The organism is Janthinobacterium sp. BJB304 (genome assembly GCF_002735765.1).
In the GTDB taxonomy this organism is placed as follows: domain Bacteria; phylum Pseudomonadota; class Gammaproteobacteria; order Burkholderiales; family Burkholderiaceae_D; genus Janthinobacterium.
Window position 1 is genome coordinate 1 of sequence record NZ_PDZN01000026.1, and the last position, 16934, is coordinate 16934.

The following is a 16934-nucleotide window of genomic DNA, read 5'->3' on the forward strand; positions in this document are numbered from 1 at the left end:
GGCGCCAGGGGGAGGTGCGATGAGGCGGGATGGAGGGGGCGGAGCGTGGCCCCGCGAAATTACAGCGCGTTGAGCGGAATCTTCAGGTAGCGCACGCCGTTGTCTTCCGGCTCGGGCAGCTTGCCCGCGTTGATGTTGACCTGGATGGCGGGCAGGATCAGGGTCGGCATGTCGAGGGTGGCGTCGCGGCCCGTGCGCATGGCCACGAATTGTTCTTCCGTGATGCCGTCGCGCAAGTGGATGTTGCTGGTGCGCTGTTCCGCCACCGTCACTTCCCAGCGCGGCGCGCGGCCGTTGGGCGGGTAATCGTGGCACATGAACAGCCGCGTCTGCGGCGGCAACGAAAGCAGCCGCTGCACGGAGCGGTACAGCAGGGTAGCGGAACCGCCGGGGAAGTCGCAGCGGGCCGAGCCTACGTCCGGCATGAACAGGGTGTCGCCCACGAAAACGGCGTCGCCGATCTGGTACGCCAGGTCGGCCGGCGTGTGGCCGGGCACGTGCAGGGCGCGTACTTCCAGTTTGCCGATATGAAACACCTGGTCTGGCGCGAACAGCTGGTCGAACTGCGAGCCGTCGGCTTTGGCGCCGTCCTGGTGGTAGACGGCCGCGAAGGCCTGCTGCACCGTCTGGATGGCGGCGCCGATGGCCACGTCGCCGCCCAGCTGCTGCTGCAGGTAGGGCGCGGCGGAAAGATGATCGGCGTGCGCGTGGGTTTCCAGCAGCCAGCGGCACTGCAAGCCGTGTTCGCGCACGAAGGCGATTACCTTGTCGGCCGAGGCGGTCGAGGTGCGGCCCGCCTTCGGGTCGTAGTCGAGCACAGAATCGATGATGGCGCAGTCCCGTCCATCCGCTTCGTAGACAACGTAGGTGACGGTGGCGGTGGTCGGGTCGAAGAAGGCTTGGATTTGTGGAGTCATCACGGCGGCAAGGGACGGGCAAGGGAATGGCATTATATCGCCAGAGTTCGCCAAAAAAATGCTGCAAATTGACATTTGACATGCGGAAAACAGATAAGCGGGCATGCATGCCTCCGTCGCAGCCGTGCGCACGCTCGCGCTTGCAGCATGGTAACCTCATTCTTCCAAGGAGGAATTCATGAACGATATCACTGCACGCAGCGAACAGTACCGCGGTTTTACGATTTCCGTGACCCCGCAAAAGGATAACGACGATTTATGGGATTTTACCTACCGCCTGCAGCGCGAGGGCGAACCCGAAGCGCAGGCGATCACGCGCAGCCGCACCCTGGGCGGCTACGCGGCGCCCGAGACCGCTTGCACGGCGGGCCTGGAAGTGGCCAGGACGGAAGTGGATAATCTGCTGCGCCCTTGAGCCAGCGTAAATCGTTTAGCCCGAAAACGCGCCTGACTACGGCCGGCGCGTGAAACACGTCGCTGCCGGCAGCGCTTCGTGCTACGATTTCCAGTATTGAGTCAGTCAAAGGAGGCACCCCATGAATAGCAGTTCTAAAATTCACTATAAAGGCTGGGAAATCGTTCCCCTGGCCGTGCCCACCACCGATGGCAAATGGTCGGCCAGTTGCGACATCGAACGCGCCACGGCGGAAGGCCTGGAGGTGTTCGAAGGCTCGACCATGCAATTCGTGCGCGACGACGAGGAGGGCGCCATTGCCGCCGCCTGCGAAGAAGCCGTGCGCCAGATCGACAACATCATCGCCAACCCGCTGGTGCGGCTGGCCTAGTTTTCCCTGTTAGTCTTAGTTGTATAGCTCACTCAGCCGGCACCCGCCGGCTGTTTTTATTGCGCGTCCTTTTCATCGTGCTCTCCTCATGCCTGTTGCATGTTTCATCTAATGTTGCAAGATGCGTTACATGAAACAATAGTGAAACATTTTTGACGTCAAACGTGACATCGCTGTTCCGCGGCGTGACAGCCCCGACGCGACGCCTGATCGGCATCTTCCCTGCGTTTACACTCTGCGGCAGTGGCTTTTCCGCCTGGCAGGCTAGCCCTGGCACGGCATTTGCTGTACTGATGCTCATAGCCACTCCGTGAAACATTCGGGACCATCCGAAACCCATAAGGTGAACACATGACTCAATACTCCGCAGGTGCCGCATTCCGCAAGGCCGTCCAGGAAGAATCCCCGTTGCAAGTCGTCGGCGCCATCAACGCCAACCACGCCTTGCTGGCCAAGCGCGCCGGCTATAAGGCCATCTACCTGTCCGGCGGCGGCGTCGCGGCCGGCTCGCTGGGCTTGCCAGACCTGGGCATTTCCAGCCTGGACGACGTGCTGACCGACATCCGCCGCATCACCGACGTATGCGACCTGCCGCTGCTGGTCGACGCGGACACGGGCTTCGGTTCCTCCGCCTTCAACGTGGCGCGCACGGTGAAATCGATGATCAAGTTCGGCGCGGCCGGCCTGCACATCGAAGACCAGGTGGGCGCCAAGCGCTGCGGCCACCGTCCGGGCAAGGAAATCGTCAGCAAGGAAGAGATGGTCGACCGCATCAAGGCGGCCGTCGATGCGCGCACGGACCCGAATTTCGTCATCATGGCGCGCACCGATGCGCTGGCCGTCGATGGCCTGGAAGCGGCACTGGAGCGCGCCGTCGCCTGCGTCGAAGCGGGCGCCGACATGATCTTCCCGGAAGCCATCACGGACCTGGACATGTACGCCACGTTTGCCAAGGCCGTCAACGTGCCGATCCTGGCCAACATCACGGAATTCGGTTCCACGCCGCTGTTCACGCTGGACGAACTGCGCAGCGCCCACGTGGGCCTGGCCCTGTACCCGCTGTCGGCCTTCCGCGCCATGAACAAGGCGGCGGAAAACGTCTACCAGGCGCTGCGCCGCGACGGCACGCAAAAGAACGTCGTCGACACCATGCAGACGCGCATGGAGCTGTATGAATCGATCAACTATCATGATTTTGAACAAAAGCTCGACGCGCTGTTCGCCGCGCAAAAGAAATAAGCAGAAATAAGTAAAGAAGCAGGGACCGCATGCCGGTCCCGCAGTGACGCAACCGAGACTATTCAATCTGGAGAACACAATGACCGCACCGCAAGTCGCCACTTTCAAGCCTAAAAAATCCGTCGCCCTGTCCGGCGTCACCGCCGGCAACACTGCGCTGTGCTCTGTCGGCAAGACCGGCAACGATTTGCACTACCGCGGCTACGACATCCTGGACGTGGCCGACAGCTGCGAATTCGAGGAAATCGCCTACCTGCTGGTGCACGGCAAGCTGCCAACCTTGGCGGAACTGAAAGGCTACAAGGCCAAGCTGAAGTCCTTGCGCGGCTTGCCGTCGGCAGTGAAAGCGGCGCTGGAAGCGCTGCCGGCCGCCGCCCACCCGATGGACGTGATGCGCACGGGCGTGTCCGTGCTCGGCTGCACCTTGCCGGAAAAGGACGACCATAACGCGCCGGGCGCGCGCGACATCGCCGACCGCCTGATGGCATCGTTCGGCTCCATGCTGCTGTACTGGTATCACTACAGCCATAACGGCAAGCGCATCGAGGTGGAAACGGACGACGACTCGATCGGCGGCCACTTCCTGCACCTGCTGCACGGCGAAAAGCCGTCGGCGTCGTGGGAAAAAGCCATGCATACCTCGCTGATTCTGTACGCGGAACACGAATTCAACGCCTCGACCTTCACCAGCCGCGTCATCGCCGGCACGGGTTCGGATATCCACTCGGCCATCACGGGCGCCATCGGCGCACTGCGCGGCCCGAAACACGGCGGCGCGAATGAAGTGGCGCTGGACATCCAGAAGCGCTACGACAATGCCGACGAAGCGGAAGCGGACATCCGCGAGCGCGTGGCCAACAAGGAAGTGGTGATCGGCTTCGGCCACCCCGTCTACACGATTTCGGACCCGCGCAACGTGGTCATCAAGGAAGTGGCGCGCAATCTGTCGCTGGAAGCGGGATCGACCAAGATGTTCGACATCGCCGAGCGCCTGGAATCGGTCATGTGGGAAATCAAGAACATGTTCCCGAACCTGGACTGGTTCTCGGCCGTGTCGTACCACATGATGGGCGTGCCGACGGCGATGTTTACGCCGCTGTTCGTCATTTCGCGCACCTCGGGCTGGGCCGCCCACATCATCGAGCAGCGCATCGACAACAAGATCATCCGCCCGAGCGCCAATTACGTGGGCCCGGAAGACCTGGAATTCGTGCCGATCAAGGACCGCAAATAATGAGCACCGCAATGAGTACCCCCATGAATACCCTGTACCGCAAACCCTTGCCGGGAACAGGGCTGGACTACTTCGACACGCGCGCCGCCGTCGATGCGATCGCCCCAGGCGCCTATGCCACCTTGCCCTACACCTCGCGCGTGCTGGCCGAAAACCTCGTGCGCCGCTGCGACCCGGCCACCCTGAATGCCTCGCTGAGCCAGTTCATCGAACGCCGCCGTGACCTCGATTTCCCCTGGTTTCCCGCGCGTGTCGTCTGCCATGACATCCTGGGCCAGACGGCCCTGGTCGACCTGGCCGGCCTGCGCGACGCCATCGCGGCCCAGGGCGGCGACCCGGCCCTGGTCAATCCGGTGGTTCCCACGCAGCTGGTGGTCGACCATTCGCTGGCCGTCGAATGCGGCGGTTTCGACCCCGACGCCTTCGCCAAGAACCGCGCCATCGAAGACCGCCGCAATGAAGACCGTTTCGACTTCATCGACTGGACCAAGAAGGCCTTTAAAAACGTTGACGTGATCCCGCCCGGTAACGGCATCCTGCACCAGATCAACCTCGAGCGCATGTCGCCCGTGATCCAGGTGCAAAATGGCGTGGCCTATCCCGACACCCTGGTGGGCACGGATTCGCATACGCCGATGGTCGATGCGCTGGGCGTGATCGCCATCGGCGTGGGTGGCCTGGAAGCGGAAAGCGTGATGCTGGGCCGCGCCTCGTGGATGCGACTGCCCGATATCATCGGCGTCAAGCTGACGGGCAAGCCGCAGCCGGGCATCACGGCGACCGATACGGTGCTGGCGCTGACGGAATTTTTGCGCAAGCAGAAGGTCGTCTCGTCCTACCTGGAATTCTTCGGCGAAGGCGCGTCGCACCTGACCCTGGGCGACCGCGCCACGATTTCCAACATGGCGCCGGAATTCGGCGCCACGGCCGCCATGTTCTACATCGATGCGCAAACCATCAAGTATCTGAAACTGACGGGCCGCGACGACGAACTGGTCAAACTGGTGGAGCTGTACGCCAAGGAAACGGGCCTGTGGGCCGACAGCCTGGTGGACGCCCAGTACGAGCGCGTCTTGAGCTTCGACCTGTCGTCCGTCGTGCGCAATATCGCCGGGCCGTCGAACCCGCACAACCGCGTGCCGACGTCGGAACTGGCCGCGCGCGGGATTTCCGGCGTGGTGGAAAACGAGCCGGGCAAGATGCCGGACGGCGCCGTCATCATCGCCGCCATCACCAGCTGCACGAATACGAACAACCCGCGCAACATGATCGCGGCCGGCCTGATCGCGCGCAATGCGAACCGCCTGGGTCTGACCCGTAAACCATGGGTCAAATCGTCGCTGGCGCCAGGATCGAAAACCGTGGAACTGTACCTGCAGGAAGCGGGCCTGATGCCGGAACTCGAAGCATTGGGCTTCGGCGTGGTGGCTTTCGCCTGCACCTCGTGCAACGGCATGTCGGGCGCGCTCGACCCCGTCATCCAGGACGAAGTGGTGTCGCGCGACCTGTACGCCACGGCCGTCCTGTCGGGCAACCGCAACTTCGACGGCCGCATCCACCCGTACGCGAAACAGGCTTTCCTCGCCTCGCCGCCGCTGGTGGTGGCCTACGCTATCGCCGGCACCATCCGCTTCGATATCGAGAAGGATGTGCTGGGCCATGACGCTGACGGCAAGCCTATCCTGCTCAAGGATATCTGGCCGTCGGACGAGGAAATCGACGCTATCGTCGCGTCCAGCGTCAAGCCGGAGCAGTTCCGCAAGGTGTACATTCCGATGTTCGCCAAGCAGGCGGACGACGGCATCAAGGTCAGCCCGCTGTACGACTGGCGTCCGCAGACGACGTACATCCGCCGTCCGCCGTACTGGGAAGGCGCGCTGGCAGGCGCGCGGCCCTTGAAAGGCATGCGTCCGCTGGCCGTCCTGGGCGACAACATCACCACCGACCACTTGTCGCCATCGAACGCCATCATGCTCGACAGCGCGGCCGGCGAATACCTGGCGAAGATGGGTTTGCCCGAAGAAGACTTCAATTCCTACGCCACGCACCGGGGCGACCATTTGACGGCGCAGCGCGCCACGTTCGCCAACCCGACCCTGAAAAACGAGATGGTCATCGAGGACGGCAAGGTGAAGGCCGGTTCGCTCACGCGCATCGAGCCGGAAGGCAAAATCTCGCGCATGTGGGAAGCCATCGAGGTGTACATGGAGCGCAAGCAGCCCCTGATCATCATCGCCGGCGCCGACTATGGCCAGGGTTCGTCGCGCGACTGGGCCGCCAAGGGCGTGCGCCTGGCCGGCGTGGAAGCCATCGTGGCCGAAGGTTTTGAACGCATCCACCGCACCAACCTGGTGGGCATGGGCGTCTTGCCGCTGGAGTTTTTGCCTGGCGTGAACCGCAAGACCCTGGGCCTGGACGGCAGCGAAACCTACGACGTCGTGGGCGAGCGCACGCCGCGCTCCACCTTGACCCTCGTCATCCACCGCAAGAACGGCGAGACGGTCGACGTGCCCGTCACCTGCCGCCTCGATACGGCGGAAGAGGTGTCGATTTACGAGGCGGGCGGCGTGCTGCAGCGATTTGCCCAGGATTTCCTCGAATCTTCGAAAGCCGCGTAACGGTAGGTCGGATTAGCGCTTGCGCATAATCCGACCTTATCTGCCAAAACGCGCCAACAATGTGTCGGATTACGCGTGGCGAAGCCACGCTGATCCGACCTACCTCTTCCAGGAAAACTCATGACCCACGTACCCCAAATCAAGATCCCCGCCACCTACATGCGCGGCGGCACCAGCAAGGGCGTGTTCTTCCGTCTGCAGGATTTGCCCGCCAGCGCGCAAGTGCCGGGCGCGGCGCGCGATGCGCTGCTGCTGCGCGTGATCGGCAGCCCCGACCCCTACGGCAAGCAGATCGACGGCATGGGCGGCGCCACGTCGAGCACCAGCAAGACGGTGATTCTGGCGAAAAGTACGCAGCCGGAGCACGACGTCGACTACCTGTTCGGCCAGGTCTCGATCGACAAGCCTTTCGTGGACTGGAGCGGCAATTGCGGCAACCTGTCGGCCGCCGTCGGCTCGTTCGCCATTGCCAGCGGCCTGGTGGACGCGGCCCGCGTGCCTGCCGATGGCATCGCCACGGTGCGCATCTGGCAAGCCAATATCGGCAAGTCCATCATCGCCCACGTCCCCATGACGCAGGGCGAAGTGCAGGAAACGGGCGACTTCGAACTCGATGGCGTGACCTTCCCGGCCGCCGAAGTGAAGCTGGAATTTCTCGATCCGGCCGCGGACGAGGAGGGCGGCGATGGTGGCAGCTCAGCCATGTTTCCTACTGGCAACCTCGTCGATGACCTCGACGTGCCCGGCATCGGCGTGTTGAAAGTCACGATGATCAACGCCGGCATCCCGACGATTTTCGTCGATGCGGACGCCATCGGCTACACGGGCACGGAACTGCAGGACGCCGTCAATGGCGATCCGGCCGCGCTGGCCCGCTTCGAGACCATCCGCGCGCATGGCGCGCTGCGCATGGGCTTGATTTCTCATCTCGATGAAGCGGCGAAGCGCCAGCACACGCCGAAGGTGGCCTTTGTCGCCAAACCGGCCGGCTATGTGTCGTCGAGCGGGAAAAAGGTGGAGGCGGGCGACATCGACCTGCTCGTGCGCGCTCTGTCCATGGGCAAGCTGCACCACGCCATGATGGGCACGGCGGCAGTTGCCATCGGCACGGCGGCGGCTATTCCCGGCACCCTGGTCAACCTGGCGGCCGGCGGCGGACCCCGCAACTCGGTGCGCTTTGGCCACCCGTCCGGCACCCTGACGGTGGGCGCGCAAGCGCAGCAGGTCGATGGCCAATGGCGCGTCACCAAGGCCATCATGAGCCGCAGCGCGCGCGTGCTGATGGAAGGGCGTGTGCGCATCCCTGGCGACGCGTTTTAAGGCCAGGTAGGCCGATGCGCAGGCAGATCAGTTGATATTTCTGCTAGCAAAGAAACTGAACGGCAAGGAAAATGGGGGAGCGCCGGCCGCGATGCGTGCAGCGCAGACGCTGGCGACCTCCCATACTTCCCGACGGGTGAACTGATGCTATTTAACTCTTACGTCTTCCTGTTCGCGTATCTGCCCATCACGGTGGCCGGTTTTTTCATCCTGGGACGGCGCAGCGAATTATGGGCCGCCGCCTGGCTGGCGTCGTCGTCGCTGTTCTTCTACGCGTACTGGGATTACCGCTACCTGCCGCTGTTGCTGGGCTCCGTCGTCTTTAACTATGGCTCCGCGGCCTGGCTGGCGGCCAGCCCCCGGCCGCGCAAGAAATGGATACTGGCTGCCGCCATTGCCGCCAACCTCGGCTTGCTTGCCTACTATAAATACGCGGGATTTTTCGTTGCCAGCCTGGCGCAATTGCTGGCGCAGCCAATTCCCGCTTTGCACGTGATTCTGCCGATCGGCATCTCGTTTTTCACGTTTACGCAGATCGCCTTCCTGGTCGACACCTGCAAGGGCAAGGCGCAGGAAAGCCGCTTCGTCCACTATCTGCTGTTCGTCACGTATTTCCCGCATCTGATTGCCGGTCCTGTCTTGCATCACAAGGAAATGATGCCGCAATTCGCCGACCGGCGTACCTTCCGCCTGTCGGCCAGCAATATCGCCATCGGCAGCACGATTTTTTTCATCGGCCTGGCCAAGAAGGTGCTGATTGCCGACAATATCGGCGCCTATTCGGCGCCCTTGTTCAGTGATCCCGCCGCGCGATCCTTGCTGATCGCCTGGGCTGGCGTGCTCGCGTATGCCTTCCAGCTGTACTTCGATTTCTCCGGCTATTCCGACATGGCCATCGGCTTGTCGAGATTATTTGGCGTACGGCTGCCGCTGAATTTTGCTTCGCCCTACAAGGCGCGCAATATCGCGCAATTCTGGCGCCGCTGGCACATGACCCTGTCGCGCTTCCTGCGCGACTACCTGTATATCCCGCTGGGCGGCAACCGCTGCGGGCCCGTGCGGCGCTACCTGAACCTGATGATCACCATGGTGCTGGGCGGCCTGTGGCATGGCGCCGGCTGGAATTTCATCGTCTGGGGCGCGCTGCATGGCGCTTACCTGGCGATCCACAAGGCCTGGAGCACGGTGACGCGCAAGCTGCACCTGCCGTCCGATACGCGCGTTGGCAACATCCTGGCGACGGCCCTCACTTTCATTGCCGTCTGCGTCGCCTGGGTCTTCTTTCGCGCACCCGACATGGCAACCGCCCTGACAATCATCCAAGGTATGGCGGGCGGCTTTGGCCTGGATTTGCCCGATGCGCTGGTGCCCCATTTGCTGCCGCTTCAGCCTGTGCTGGCCGCCATGGGCATGGGCTATTACCTGGGCGGCGGCACGGTGTTCATTGAAAGCTGGACGTGGATAGCGGTGGCAGCGCTGATTACTTTTTCCATGCCGAATACGCAGCAGATCATGCGTCACTTTGATCCGGCGCTGGATTTTCCTGCCGGTGGGCGACACCTGCGTGCCTGGCTCACCTGGCGCGCCTCGCCTGCGTGGGCGGCCGCCATCGCCGTGCTCGCGCTGGCGAGCATGCTGGCCCTGAACCGGCCCGCTGAATTCCTGTATTTTCAATTCTAGAGAGGGCGCATCATGACGGCATCCCCTTTTAAATCCTATCTGGCCGTACTGGCGCTGGTGCTGGCGGGGGGCGCCGTGCTGGCGGGCGCCTTCGTTTTCGTTGTCGACCCTTATGGCCTGTATGGCGTCGTCCGGCGCGATAATTTCAATGCCGTCAAGCCGGGCCTGAGCCGCTACCAGAACCAGATCAAGCAGGAACATGCGCTGCGCAGGCAGCCGCGCTTCATCATCCTTGGCAATTCGCGCGCGGAGATCGGCTTCGATCCGCGCGCCAGCGCCTTGTCGGCGCTGGGCGCCGGCTACAATCTGGCGATTCCGGGCACGGGCCTGGCGACATCCGCCAGCCAGTTTGCGCAACTGCGCCAGGCCGGCGTCCGGCCACGCACGGTCATCGTGGGCATGGAATTCATCGATTTTCTCAATCCCGCCGTCGCACCGTCCGCACGTCAGGCGCCAGCGGCCCCCGCGCCGGCGCATGGCCGCGCGTTCTGGCGCTTCGATGCGCTCTTTTCGCTGGCCTCCGTCAAGGATGCCGTGCACACGCTGCGCATTCAGCACGACGATGAGGCGGCCACCTTGTCGGCCGATGGCTTCAATCCCTTGCTGGAGTACGGCGCCCATGCGCGCCGGGATGGCTACCACAAGATGTTCACGCAGCGGGCGCAGGAAAGTGCCGCCAACTTGCGCCGCAAATCGACGCGGAGCCTTGCCACCGAAGACTTTCAATTGCTGCGCACCTTTTTGCTGGCGATGGCGGCCACCGAGGCCGATATCAAGCTGGTGATCTATCCGTATCACGCGCAAATGCTGGCCATGTTCGAGGCTGCGGGGTTGTGGCCCCTGTTCGACGTATGGAAAGCACAGCTGGTGCGGGAAATTGGCGCGGTCAAGGCGCGCTACCCGGATGCGCATATTTCCCTCACGGATTTCAGCGGCTATGGCGCATACAACTGCGAGCCGATACCCGCCGCCAATGAGCGCGGCACTGCCACGCGCTGGTATTGGGAGGCCGGACATTTCAAGAAGGCGCTGGGCGATATCGTATTGCAGCGCGTGATGTCGCCGCAGGATGTTGCGTCTGGCGATGGGCAGTTTGGCATGCCGCTCGATGATGCCAGCCTCGAGGAAAACCGCGCGCGGATCGCGCAGGAACGCAACAGTTGCGCGGCGGCGCAGCCGGCATTGTTTTCAAGGCAGCTGCTCGCCACACAGCATAGCCACACTGGAGGAAGCAGATGAACAGATAAGCAGAACATGCACGAACAAAAAAACACAGATTGCACGCCTACCGGAGGAGACATGAATTTCGCAGCATTTTATCAACGCTCGATCGACACGCCTGACGTTTTCTGGCGCGAGGAAGCCGACAAGATCGACTGGCATACCCCGTTTTCGCAGGTCCTCGATTATTCGCGCCCGCCGTTCGCCAAATGGTTCGTCGGCGGCACCACGAATTTGTGCCACAACGCCGTCGACCGCTGGGTGGACAGCCAGGGCGATGCCGCCGCGCTGATCGCCATTTCCACCGAAACGAACACGGAGCGCAGCTACAGCTTTCGCGAGCTGCAGCGCGAAGTGGAGCGCTGCGCCGCCATGTTGCAGTCGCTGGGCGTGGTCAAGGGCGACCGCGTATTGATCTACATGCCGATGATCGCCGAGGCGGCGTTTGCCATGCTCGCGTGCGCCCGCATCGGCGCCGTGCATTCCGTGGTGTTCGGCGGCTTTGCCGCCAACAGCCTGGCCAGCCGCATCGACGATGCGCAGCCCAAGCTGGTATTTTCCGCCGATGCCGGTTCGCGCAACGGCAAGGCGATTGCCTACAAGCCTCTGCTCGACGAAGCCATCCGCATCGCCGCGCACAAGCCGCAGCATGTGCTGCTGGTCGACCGCCATCTGGTGCCGATGGAACGGACGCCGGGCCGCGACGTCGATTACGCGGCCCTGCGCGAACGGCACCTGGACGCGCGGGTGCCCGTCGCCTGGCTCGAATCGAACGAGCCGTCGTACGTGCTGTACACCTCGGGCACGACGGGCAAACCGAAGGGCGTGCAGCGCGACGTGGGCGGCTATGCGGTGGCGCTGGCGTCGTCGATGCAGTACAACTTTTGCGGCAAGCCCGGCGAAACCTTCTTTGCCACCTCGGATATCGGCTGGGTGGTGGGACACTCCTACATCGTCTACGGCCCGCTGATCGCCGGCATGGCCACCATCCTGTACGAGGGCTTGCCCATCTGTCCCGATGCGGGCATCTGGTGGAGCATCGTCGAGAAATACAAGGTCACGCGCATGTTCTCGGCGCCGACGGCCATCCGCGTGCTGCGCAAGCACCCGGTGGAACTGATGCGCAAATACGACTTGTCGTCCTTGAAGGCGCTGTATCTGGCGGGCGAGCCGCTCGATGAAACCACGTCGCAGTGGATCGCCGACGAACTGAAAGTGGACATCATCGACAACTACTGGCAGACGGAGACGGGCTGGCCCATTCTCTCGGTGGCGAAAGGCGTGGCCGACACGCCGACGCGCCTGGGCAGCCCCGGCCAGGCCATGTACGGCTACCGCGTCAAGCTGCTCAACGAGGCGACGGGCGAGGAGTGCGGCGCGAACGAGAAGGGCGTGCTGGTGCTGGAAGGTCCGCTGCCGCCCGGCTGCATGCAGACGGTGTACGGCGACGACGAACGTTTCGTCGACACCTACTGGTCCACCTTCAGCGGACGGCAAGTGTATTCCACCTTCGACTGGGGCGTGCGCGACGCGGACGGCTATTATTTTATTCTGGGCCGTACGGACGACGTGATCAACGTGGCTGGCCACCGCCTGGGCACGCGCGAAATCGAGGAAAGCATCACCAGCCATCCGAACGTGTCGGAAGTGGCGGTGGTGGGCGTGGAAGACAAGCTCAAAGGCCAGGTGGCGATGGCTTTCGTGATCCTCAAGGACCCGCGGGGTTTCGACAGCGTCGAGGCGAAAACGGCGCTGGAACGCGAAGTGATGGCCGTGGTCGACCGCCAGCTGGGCGCCGTGGCGCGGCCCGCGCGCGTGCTGTTCGTGGCGCAGTTGCCGAAGACGCGCTCGGGCAAGCTGCTGCGCCGTTCGATCCAGGCCATCTGCGAAGGACGCAGTCCGGGGGACCTGACGTCGATGGACGATCCGGCATCGCTGCAGCAGATCCAGGCAGCATTGGCGTCAGCGCCATGATGGGAACGAAGTTTATCAATTGATAAACTTCGTTCTCAGATCCGGTCGCTTTCCTTGCGCACGACCCTGCCGACGATCAGGCATTCATTGCCGCGGCACAGCTTGCGGTGGTATTTGCGCTGGTCGGGGTTGTCCGACGTCAGCCACCATTCGCCGATGTCGCGCGCCATGCGCTTGACCACCGGTTCGCCTTCGTAATTGATGGCAAACACGATGCCGTCGGCCGGCCGGTTGTCGGCCGTATTGATGATCACCACATCGTCCTCGTACAGGGCCGGCTCCATGCTCTCGCCCTTGACCTTGATCGCCACCAGTTTTTCAGGGTGGTAGCCATTGCGCTCGACCCAGCTGCGCGGCACGCTGATGGTGCTGCCGTCGTGCGTTTCCGGTTCGATGGCAAAGCCCGTGATGCCGGCCGACAGGCGCAGCTTCACCTTGCGGATCGGGTAGAAGCGTTCATCTTCGCCATCTTCCACGACCACGGGCTGCACGCCGGCCAGCGCGCGCGCGGCCATGGCCGCCTGGTCGGGCGCCGCGCCCTGGTCGAAGTACATGCTGTCCAGCTGCAGATCCGCTTCCAGCTTGCGCGCGATCTTTTCGCTGAACGCGCGTCCCTCGCGGTAGGTGGGCGAGAGGATTTGCGAGATGCGCGCCTCGCTCCAGCCGCTGACGTCGGAAATTTTCTTGCGCGTATTGTCGTAGTGCTCGCGGATCAGGGCCAGCAGGCGGTCGCGTCTGTATTGATACATATTCATCTCCACATTAAACCTGAAATTTACCGTTTGATAAATTACCAAATGCTTGACTTTAACATTAGCGATTGATAAAGTCCACTCGTTGCCTGTCGCAAACGCACTACAGCGTTTGCCGGTTGGCGACACCACGGGAGGTCAGGCAGATGTTGAACAGCAGTCAGTCGGTTGAAAGCAGGGCGGTGCCGCGGCAGGGGCGCCAGTTACAGGGACGCAGCAAGAAGTCGCAGCTGCATATCGCCCGCATCGCGCAGTACATCCGCGAGCAGGGCCAGGCCAGCGCGGCGCAGTTGTCCGCCTTGCTGGGACTCGACGCGGGCACCATGAGCCGCTATTTGCGCCACATGTGCGGCATGGGGCAGATCCACCTGGCGCAGCGCCATTGCACGGAGCCGGGACGCCAGCGGCCCGCCCTGTACGCGCTGGGCGAGCAGGACGACGAGGTCGACGGCTGGGCCGAACTGCCGCCGCAGGTGCGCCGCGTGGCCAGCTGGCCACGCGGTGCGGCGCGCCGCGATCCGCTGGTGGCGGCCCTGTTCGGGCCGGCGCGGGAAAACTAAGACAAGAATCAACGAGGAGAAAATCATGGGGTTTGCAGAAAAATTCATCGCATCGCTGTCGTCGCAGAACCTGCGCGACGATGCCGTCCACCACGACCTGGACGTGATCGCGGCCGCGGCGCTGGCCGGCGACATGGGCGCCTTGCTGTGCCGCGTCAAATACGTGGACGGCACCGTCAGCCGCTTGTTCGAGGGCAATGCCGGCAACCTGGCGCAGCTGCTGCGCGCCTGGACGGCGGCCGTGACGCAGAAGGGCCGCGCGCGGCGCTGGGTCAAGGCGCAGACGGCCTGGGATGCGCAGGCCGCCAATACCTTGTACCGCCGCGTGGCCGAAGCGTCGCTCGCGCATTGGCTCGACAGCAAATGCAAGGTTTGCCACGGCACGGGCGTCGTCGCCGCCATGCAGGCTGGCGCGCCCGTCGTCTGCAAAGCGTGCCACGGCGCCGGCGAAGCGGCCATCAGCTGCTCCGGCGGCTTCGAGCTCGAACGCATCAAGGATATGGTCAGCGAGCTGGAAGGCATCTTCCAGTCGCACGGGGCCCGCGCCATGCGCCGCCTGGGGCACTGAAAAGTTTTTTGCAATATGCCTGACGCTGAAAAAAATGCCCCTACAATAGAGTCTCGATCACGCAGTAACAGCAACACCGGCAACACCGCAGGACCACATGCTTCTCCACTCGTAATAGACGCGCTTTCGGCGCGACACCGATAGGGGAAATCAGCGCAGCGAACGGCCTTCATGGCCCCTTCGCCCAACATCCATCCGGCATGGCCCCATGCCATCCGGACGCCAGCCCGCCGTCTCACCGCGCGCGGGCTTTTTCGTTTCATCTCCCATTTTTCAGTTTCTCCCACAAGACCGCCCCGGCGGTTTTCATCCCACGAAAGGTATTACTTATGGCATCGACAGCAAACGGCATCGACAGCTTGATCGTTATCAGCAAACAAAGCGCCGAAGGCAGCAAGGCCGCCGCCGGCGGCGGCCAGATTTATCCCCGCGTCACGGCCACCTTCGACACGGAAGCGGACAAATATGCGAGCGCCGAGATCGACGCCAGCCAGCAGCAGGGCGATACCCGCCTGGGCAATTTCCGCACCACGGGCGCCATCAAGGCCGAAGCGGCGTGCGGTACCTACGCGCCGCTGATGGCGGCGCTGCTGCGCCGCGACTTCACGGCCGGCGGCGTTGCTGCCGCGCAAACCACCATCGCTGCCGCCGCCTCCGGCCTGACGCGCAGCGCCGGTTCCTGGCTGGCAGAAGGCTTCCGCGCCGGCAGCGTGGTGCGCATCACCGGCATGACGGCGCCGGCCGCCGCCAACAACGCGAAGAACTTCTTCGTCACGTCGGTGACGGCGACCAACCTGAATGGCCAGTTCATGGACGGTTCGGCCATGATCGTCAAGGCGGCCGGCGACCCGGTCGGCGTGGCGGCCGTGGGCAAGCGCAGCTTCACCCCTTTGAGCGGCCACACCACCGACTGGTTCACGGCCGAAGTGCAGGACCCGAAGATCGGTGTACACCGCAGCTTCGTCGATCAGCTGGTCAGCAAGATGGATATCGCCGTCCAGCCGAACGGCATCACCAGCCTGGACTTCACCCTGATGGGCAAGGCGGAAGGCCCGACCACGGCCGTGCCGTACTTCCCCACGCCGCTGGCCGCGCCGGGCACCGGCAAGTTCTCGGGCGCCACGGCGATGCTGTCCGTGAACGGCATCCCGTCGCAGATCTGCACCGGCATGTCTGTCTCGCTCGACGGCCAGGTCAAGGTCGACCCGGTGATCGGCTCGAAGTACGCCACGGCCGCCTCACGCGGCAAGGTCATGGGCTCGGGCCAGTTCACGGTGCTGCTGCAGGACGCCACCTACCTCGACTACTTCAAGTCCGAGACGGAAATCCCGCTGGCCTACGCCATGGCGTCGGGCACGGCGCCAACCGCCGACGTGCTGGCATTGGCCATGGGCCGCATCAAGATCACCTCGGCCAAGATCGACGACGGCGAGAAAAACAAGATCGTCACCTGCGCCTTCGACGTCCTGCGCTACAAGGGCGCCGATGCGCAGCATGAAGCGACCACCTTGAGCATCCAGGACAGCGCGCTGTAAGCGGCTGACGCTTGACCCGGGGCCGCCGTGAGGGCGGCCTTTTTACTTTTTACCTTTATCAAGAAAGAAAATACACATGAACAACGCACAAATGATCGCCTCGGCTGGTTTTGATATCTCCCTGCTGAATGACGGTAACAAGCCTGTGGACCAGGTGCACCTGGTGTCCGTCCTGTTCGACGAAGACGGTGCGCACAAGGCGGGCTTTGAAATCGTCAGCAAAAATTCCGACCAGTACCGTGCCGTGATCCGCGAAACGTCGGTGGTGGCGATCAAGCGCTCGGTGCAAAAAAGCAAGCAGATCGACGCGAAGACCGACGAAGGCGCTGCGGAACTGTATGACTTGGCGGAAAACCGCAGCATGAAGATCGCCATCGCGGTGGTGGTGGGCATGCCTGGTTTCGTCGACAAGGGCGTGCCGGTACAACCGTCCCCGGCTTTGCTGAAGGCGATTTTTGAAAAAATGCCGTCCTGGCAGGAAAAAGTGCTGGCTGCGCTTGAGGCGGACGGCAATTTTTTGACGGTCTAGCC

Annotated in this window: 16 protein-coding genes; 13 read left to right on the forward strand and 3 right to left on the reverse strand. The window is 63.1% G+C overall.

Annotated elements, in window-relative coordinates:
- Window positions 1-59: 59 nt before the first annotated feature.
- Window positions 60-917, reverse strand: a complete 858-nt coding sequence (locus tag CSQ95_RS24550) for an MBL fold metallo-hydrolase (RefSeq protein ID WP_099411383.1) — start codon at window positions 915-917, stop codon at window positions 60-62.
- 178 nt (window positions 918-1095) lie between these two features.
- On the opposite strand from CSQ95_RS24550, the gene CSQ95_RS24555 reads away from it, so the two are divergent.
- Both CSQ95_RS24555 and CSQ95_RS24560 read left to right on the forward strand, forming a co-directional pair.
- Window positions 1096-1332: a hypothetical protein gene (locus CSQ95_RS24555; protein ID WP_070257673.1), complete on the forward strand. Its 237-nt coding sequence runs from the start codon at window positions 1096-1098 to the stop codon at window positions 1330-1332.
- 121 nt (window positions 1333-1453) lie between these two features.
- On the forward strand, window positions 1454-1702 hold the full coding sequence (locus tag CSQ95_RS24560) for a hypothetical protein (protein ID WP_034751890.1): 249 nt from the start codon (window positions 1454-1456) through the stop codon (window positions 1700-1702).
- A 28-nt stretch (window positions 1703-1730) separates the two neighbouring features.
- On the opposite strand, the gene CSQ95_RS29335 is transcribed toward CSQ95_RS24560, so the two are convergent.
- Complete coding sequence (locus CSQ95_RS29335; protein ID WP_143450063.1) at window positions 1731-2003, reverse strand: hypothetical protein; 273 nt, start codon at window positions 2001-2003, stop codon at window positions 1731-1733.
- Window positions 2004-2053: 50 nt separating this feature from the next.
- Here CSQ95_RS29335 and prpB point away from each other — a divergent pair, with 50 nt between their 5' ends.
- The 7 genes from prpB to CSQ95_RS24595 all read left to right on the forward strand — a co-directional run bounded on the left by prpB (window position 2054) and on the right by CSQ95_RS24595 (window position 12988).
- Entirely contained in the window at window positions 2054-2941 is an 888-nt protein-coding gene (gene prpB / locus CSQ95_RS24565; RefSeq protein WP_034783951.1) for a methylisocitrate lyase, read from the forward strand.
- A gap of 79 nt (window positions 2942-3020) precedes the next feature.
- Complete coding sequence (gene prpC, locus CSQ95_RS24570; protein ID WP_099411384.1) at window positions 3021-4175, forward strand: 2-methylcitrate synthase; 1155 nt, start codon at window positions 3021-3023, stop codon at window positions 4173-4175.
- A gap of 23 nt (window positions 4176-4198) precedes the next feature.
- Complete coding sequence (acnD, locus tag CSQ95_RS24575; RefSeq protein WP_099411385.1) at window positions 4199-6793, forward strand: Fe/S-dependent 2-methylisocitrate dehydratase AcnD; 2595 nt, start codon at window positions 4199-4201, stop codon at window positions 6791-6793.
- Between the two features lie 120 nt (window positions 6794-6913).
- Entirely contained in the window at window positions 6914-8113 is a 1200-nt protein-coding gene (prpF, locus tag CSQ95_RS24580) for a 2-methylaconitate cis-trans isomerase PrpF (RefSeq protein ID WP_099411386.1), read from the forward strand.
- A gap of 144 nt (window positions 8114-8257) precedes the next feature.
- Window positions 8258-9793: an MBOAT family protein gene (locus tag CSQ95_RS24585; protein WP_099411387.1), complete on the forward strand. Its 1536-nt coding sequence runs from the start codon at window positions 8258-8260 to the stop codon at window positions 9791-9793.
- A 12-nt stretch (window positions 9794-9805) separates the two neighbouring features.
- Window positions 9806-11032: a hypothetical protein gene (locus tag CSQ95_RS24590; protein WP_099411388.1), complete on the forward strand. Its 1227-nt coding sequence runs from the start codon at window positions 9806-9808 to the stop codon at window positions 11030-11032.
- Window positions 11033-11092: 60 nt separating this feature from the next.
- Window positions 11093-12988 (forward strand): propionate--CoA ligase, encoded by a 1896-nt coding sequence (locus CSQ95_RS24595; RefSeq protein WP_099411389.1) that lies wholly within the window; start codon window positions 11093-11095, stop codon window positions 12986-12988.
- 35 nt (window positions 12989-13023) lie between these two features.
- Here CSQ95_RS24595 and CSQ95_RS24600 read toward each other — a convergent pair whose 3' ends face one another.
- Entirely contained in the window at window positions 13024-13737 is a 714-nt protein-coding gene (locus CSQ95_RS24600) for a S24 family peptidase (RefSeq protein WP_070220944.1), read from the reverse strand.
- A gap of 149 nt (window positions 13738-13886) precedes the next feature.
- Here CSQ95_RS24600 and CSQ95_RS24605 point away from each other — a divergent pair, with 149 nt between their 5' ends.
- The 4 genes from CSQ95_RS24605 (at window position 13887) to CSQ95_RS24620 (ending at window position 16932) form a co-directional block, all read left to right on the forward strand.
- Complete coding sequence (locus CSQ95_RS24605) at window positions 13887-14300, forward strand: FeoC-like transcriptional regulator (protein WP_099411390.1); 414 nt, start codon at window positions 13887-13889, stop codon at window positions 14298-14300.
- A gap of 25 nt (window positions 14301-14325) precedes the next feature.
- Complete coding sequence (locus tag CSQ95_RS24610; protein ID WP_099411391.1) at window positions 14326-14868, forward strand: zinc finger-like domain-containing protein; 543 nt, start codon at window positions 14326-14328, stop codon at window positions 14866-14868.
- A gap of 329 nt (window positions 14869-15197) precedes the next feature.
- Window positions 15198-16403: a phage tail tube protein gene (locus CSQ95_RS24615; RefSeq protein WP_099411392.1), complete on the forward strand. Its 1206-nt coding sequence runs from the start codon at window positions 15198-15200 to the stop codon at window positions 16401-16403.
- 76 nt (window positions 16404-16479) lie between these two features.
- Window positions 16480-16932, forward strand: coding sequence for a hypothetical protein (locus tag CSQ95_RS24620; RefSeq protein ID WP_143450064.1), 453 nt, complete (start codon window positions 16480-16482; stop codon window positions 16930-16932).
- Window positions 16933-16934 lie beyond the last annotated feature (2 nt).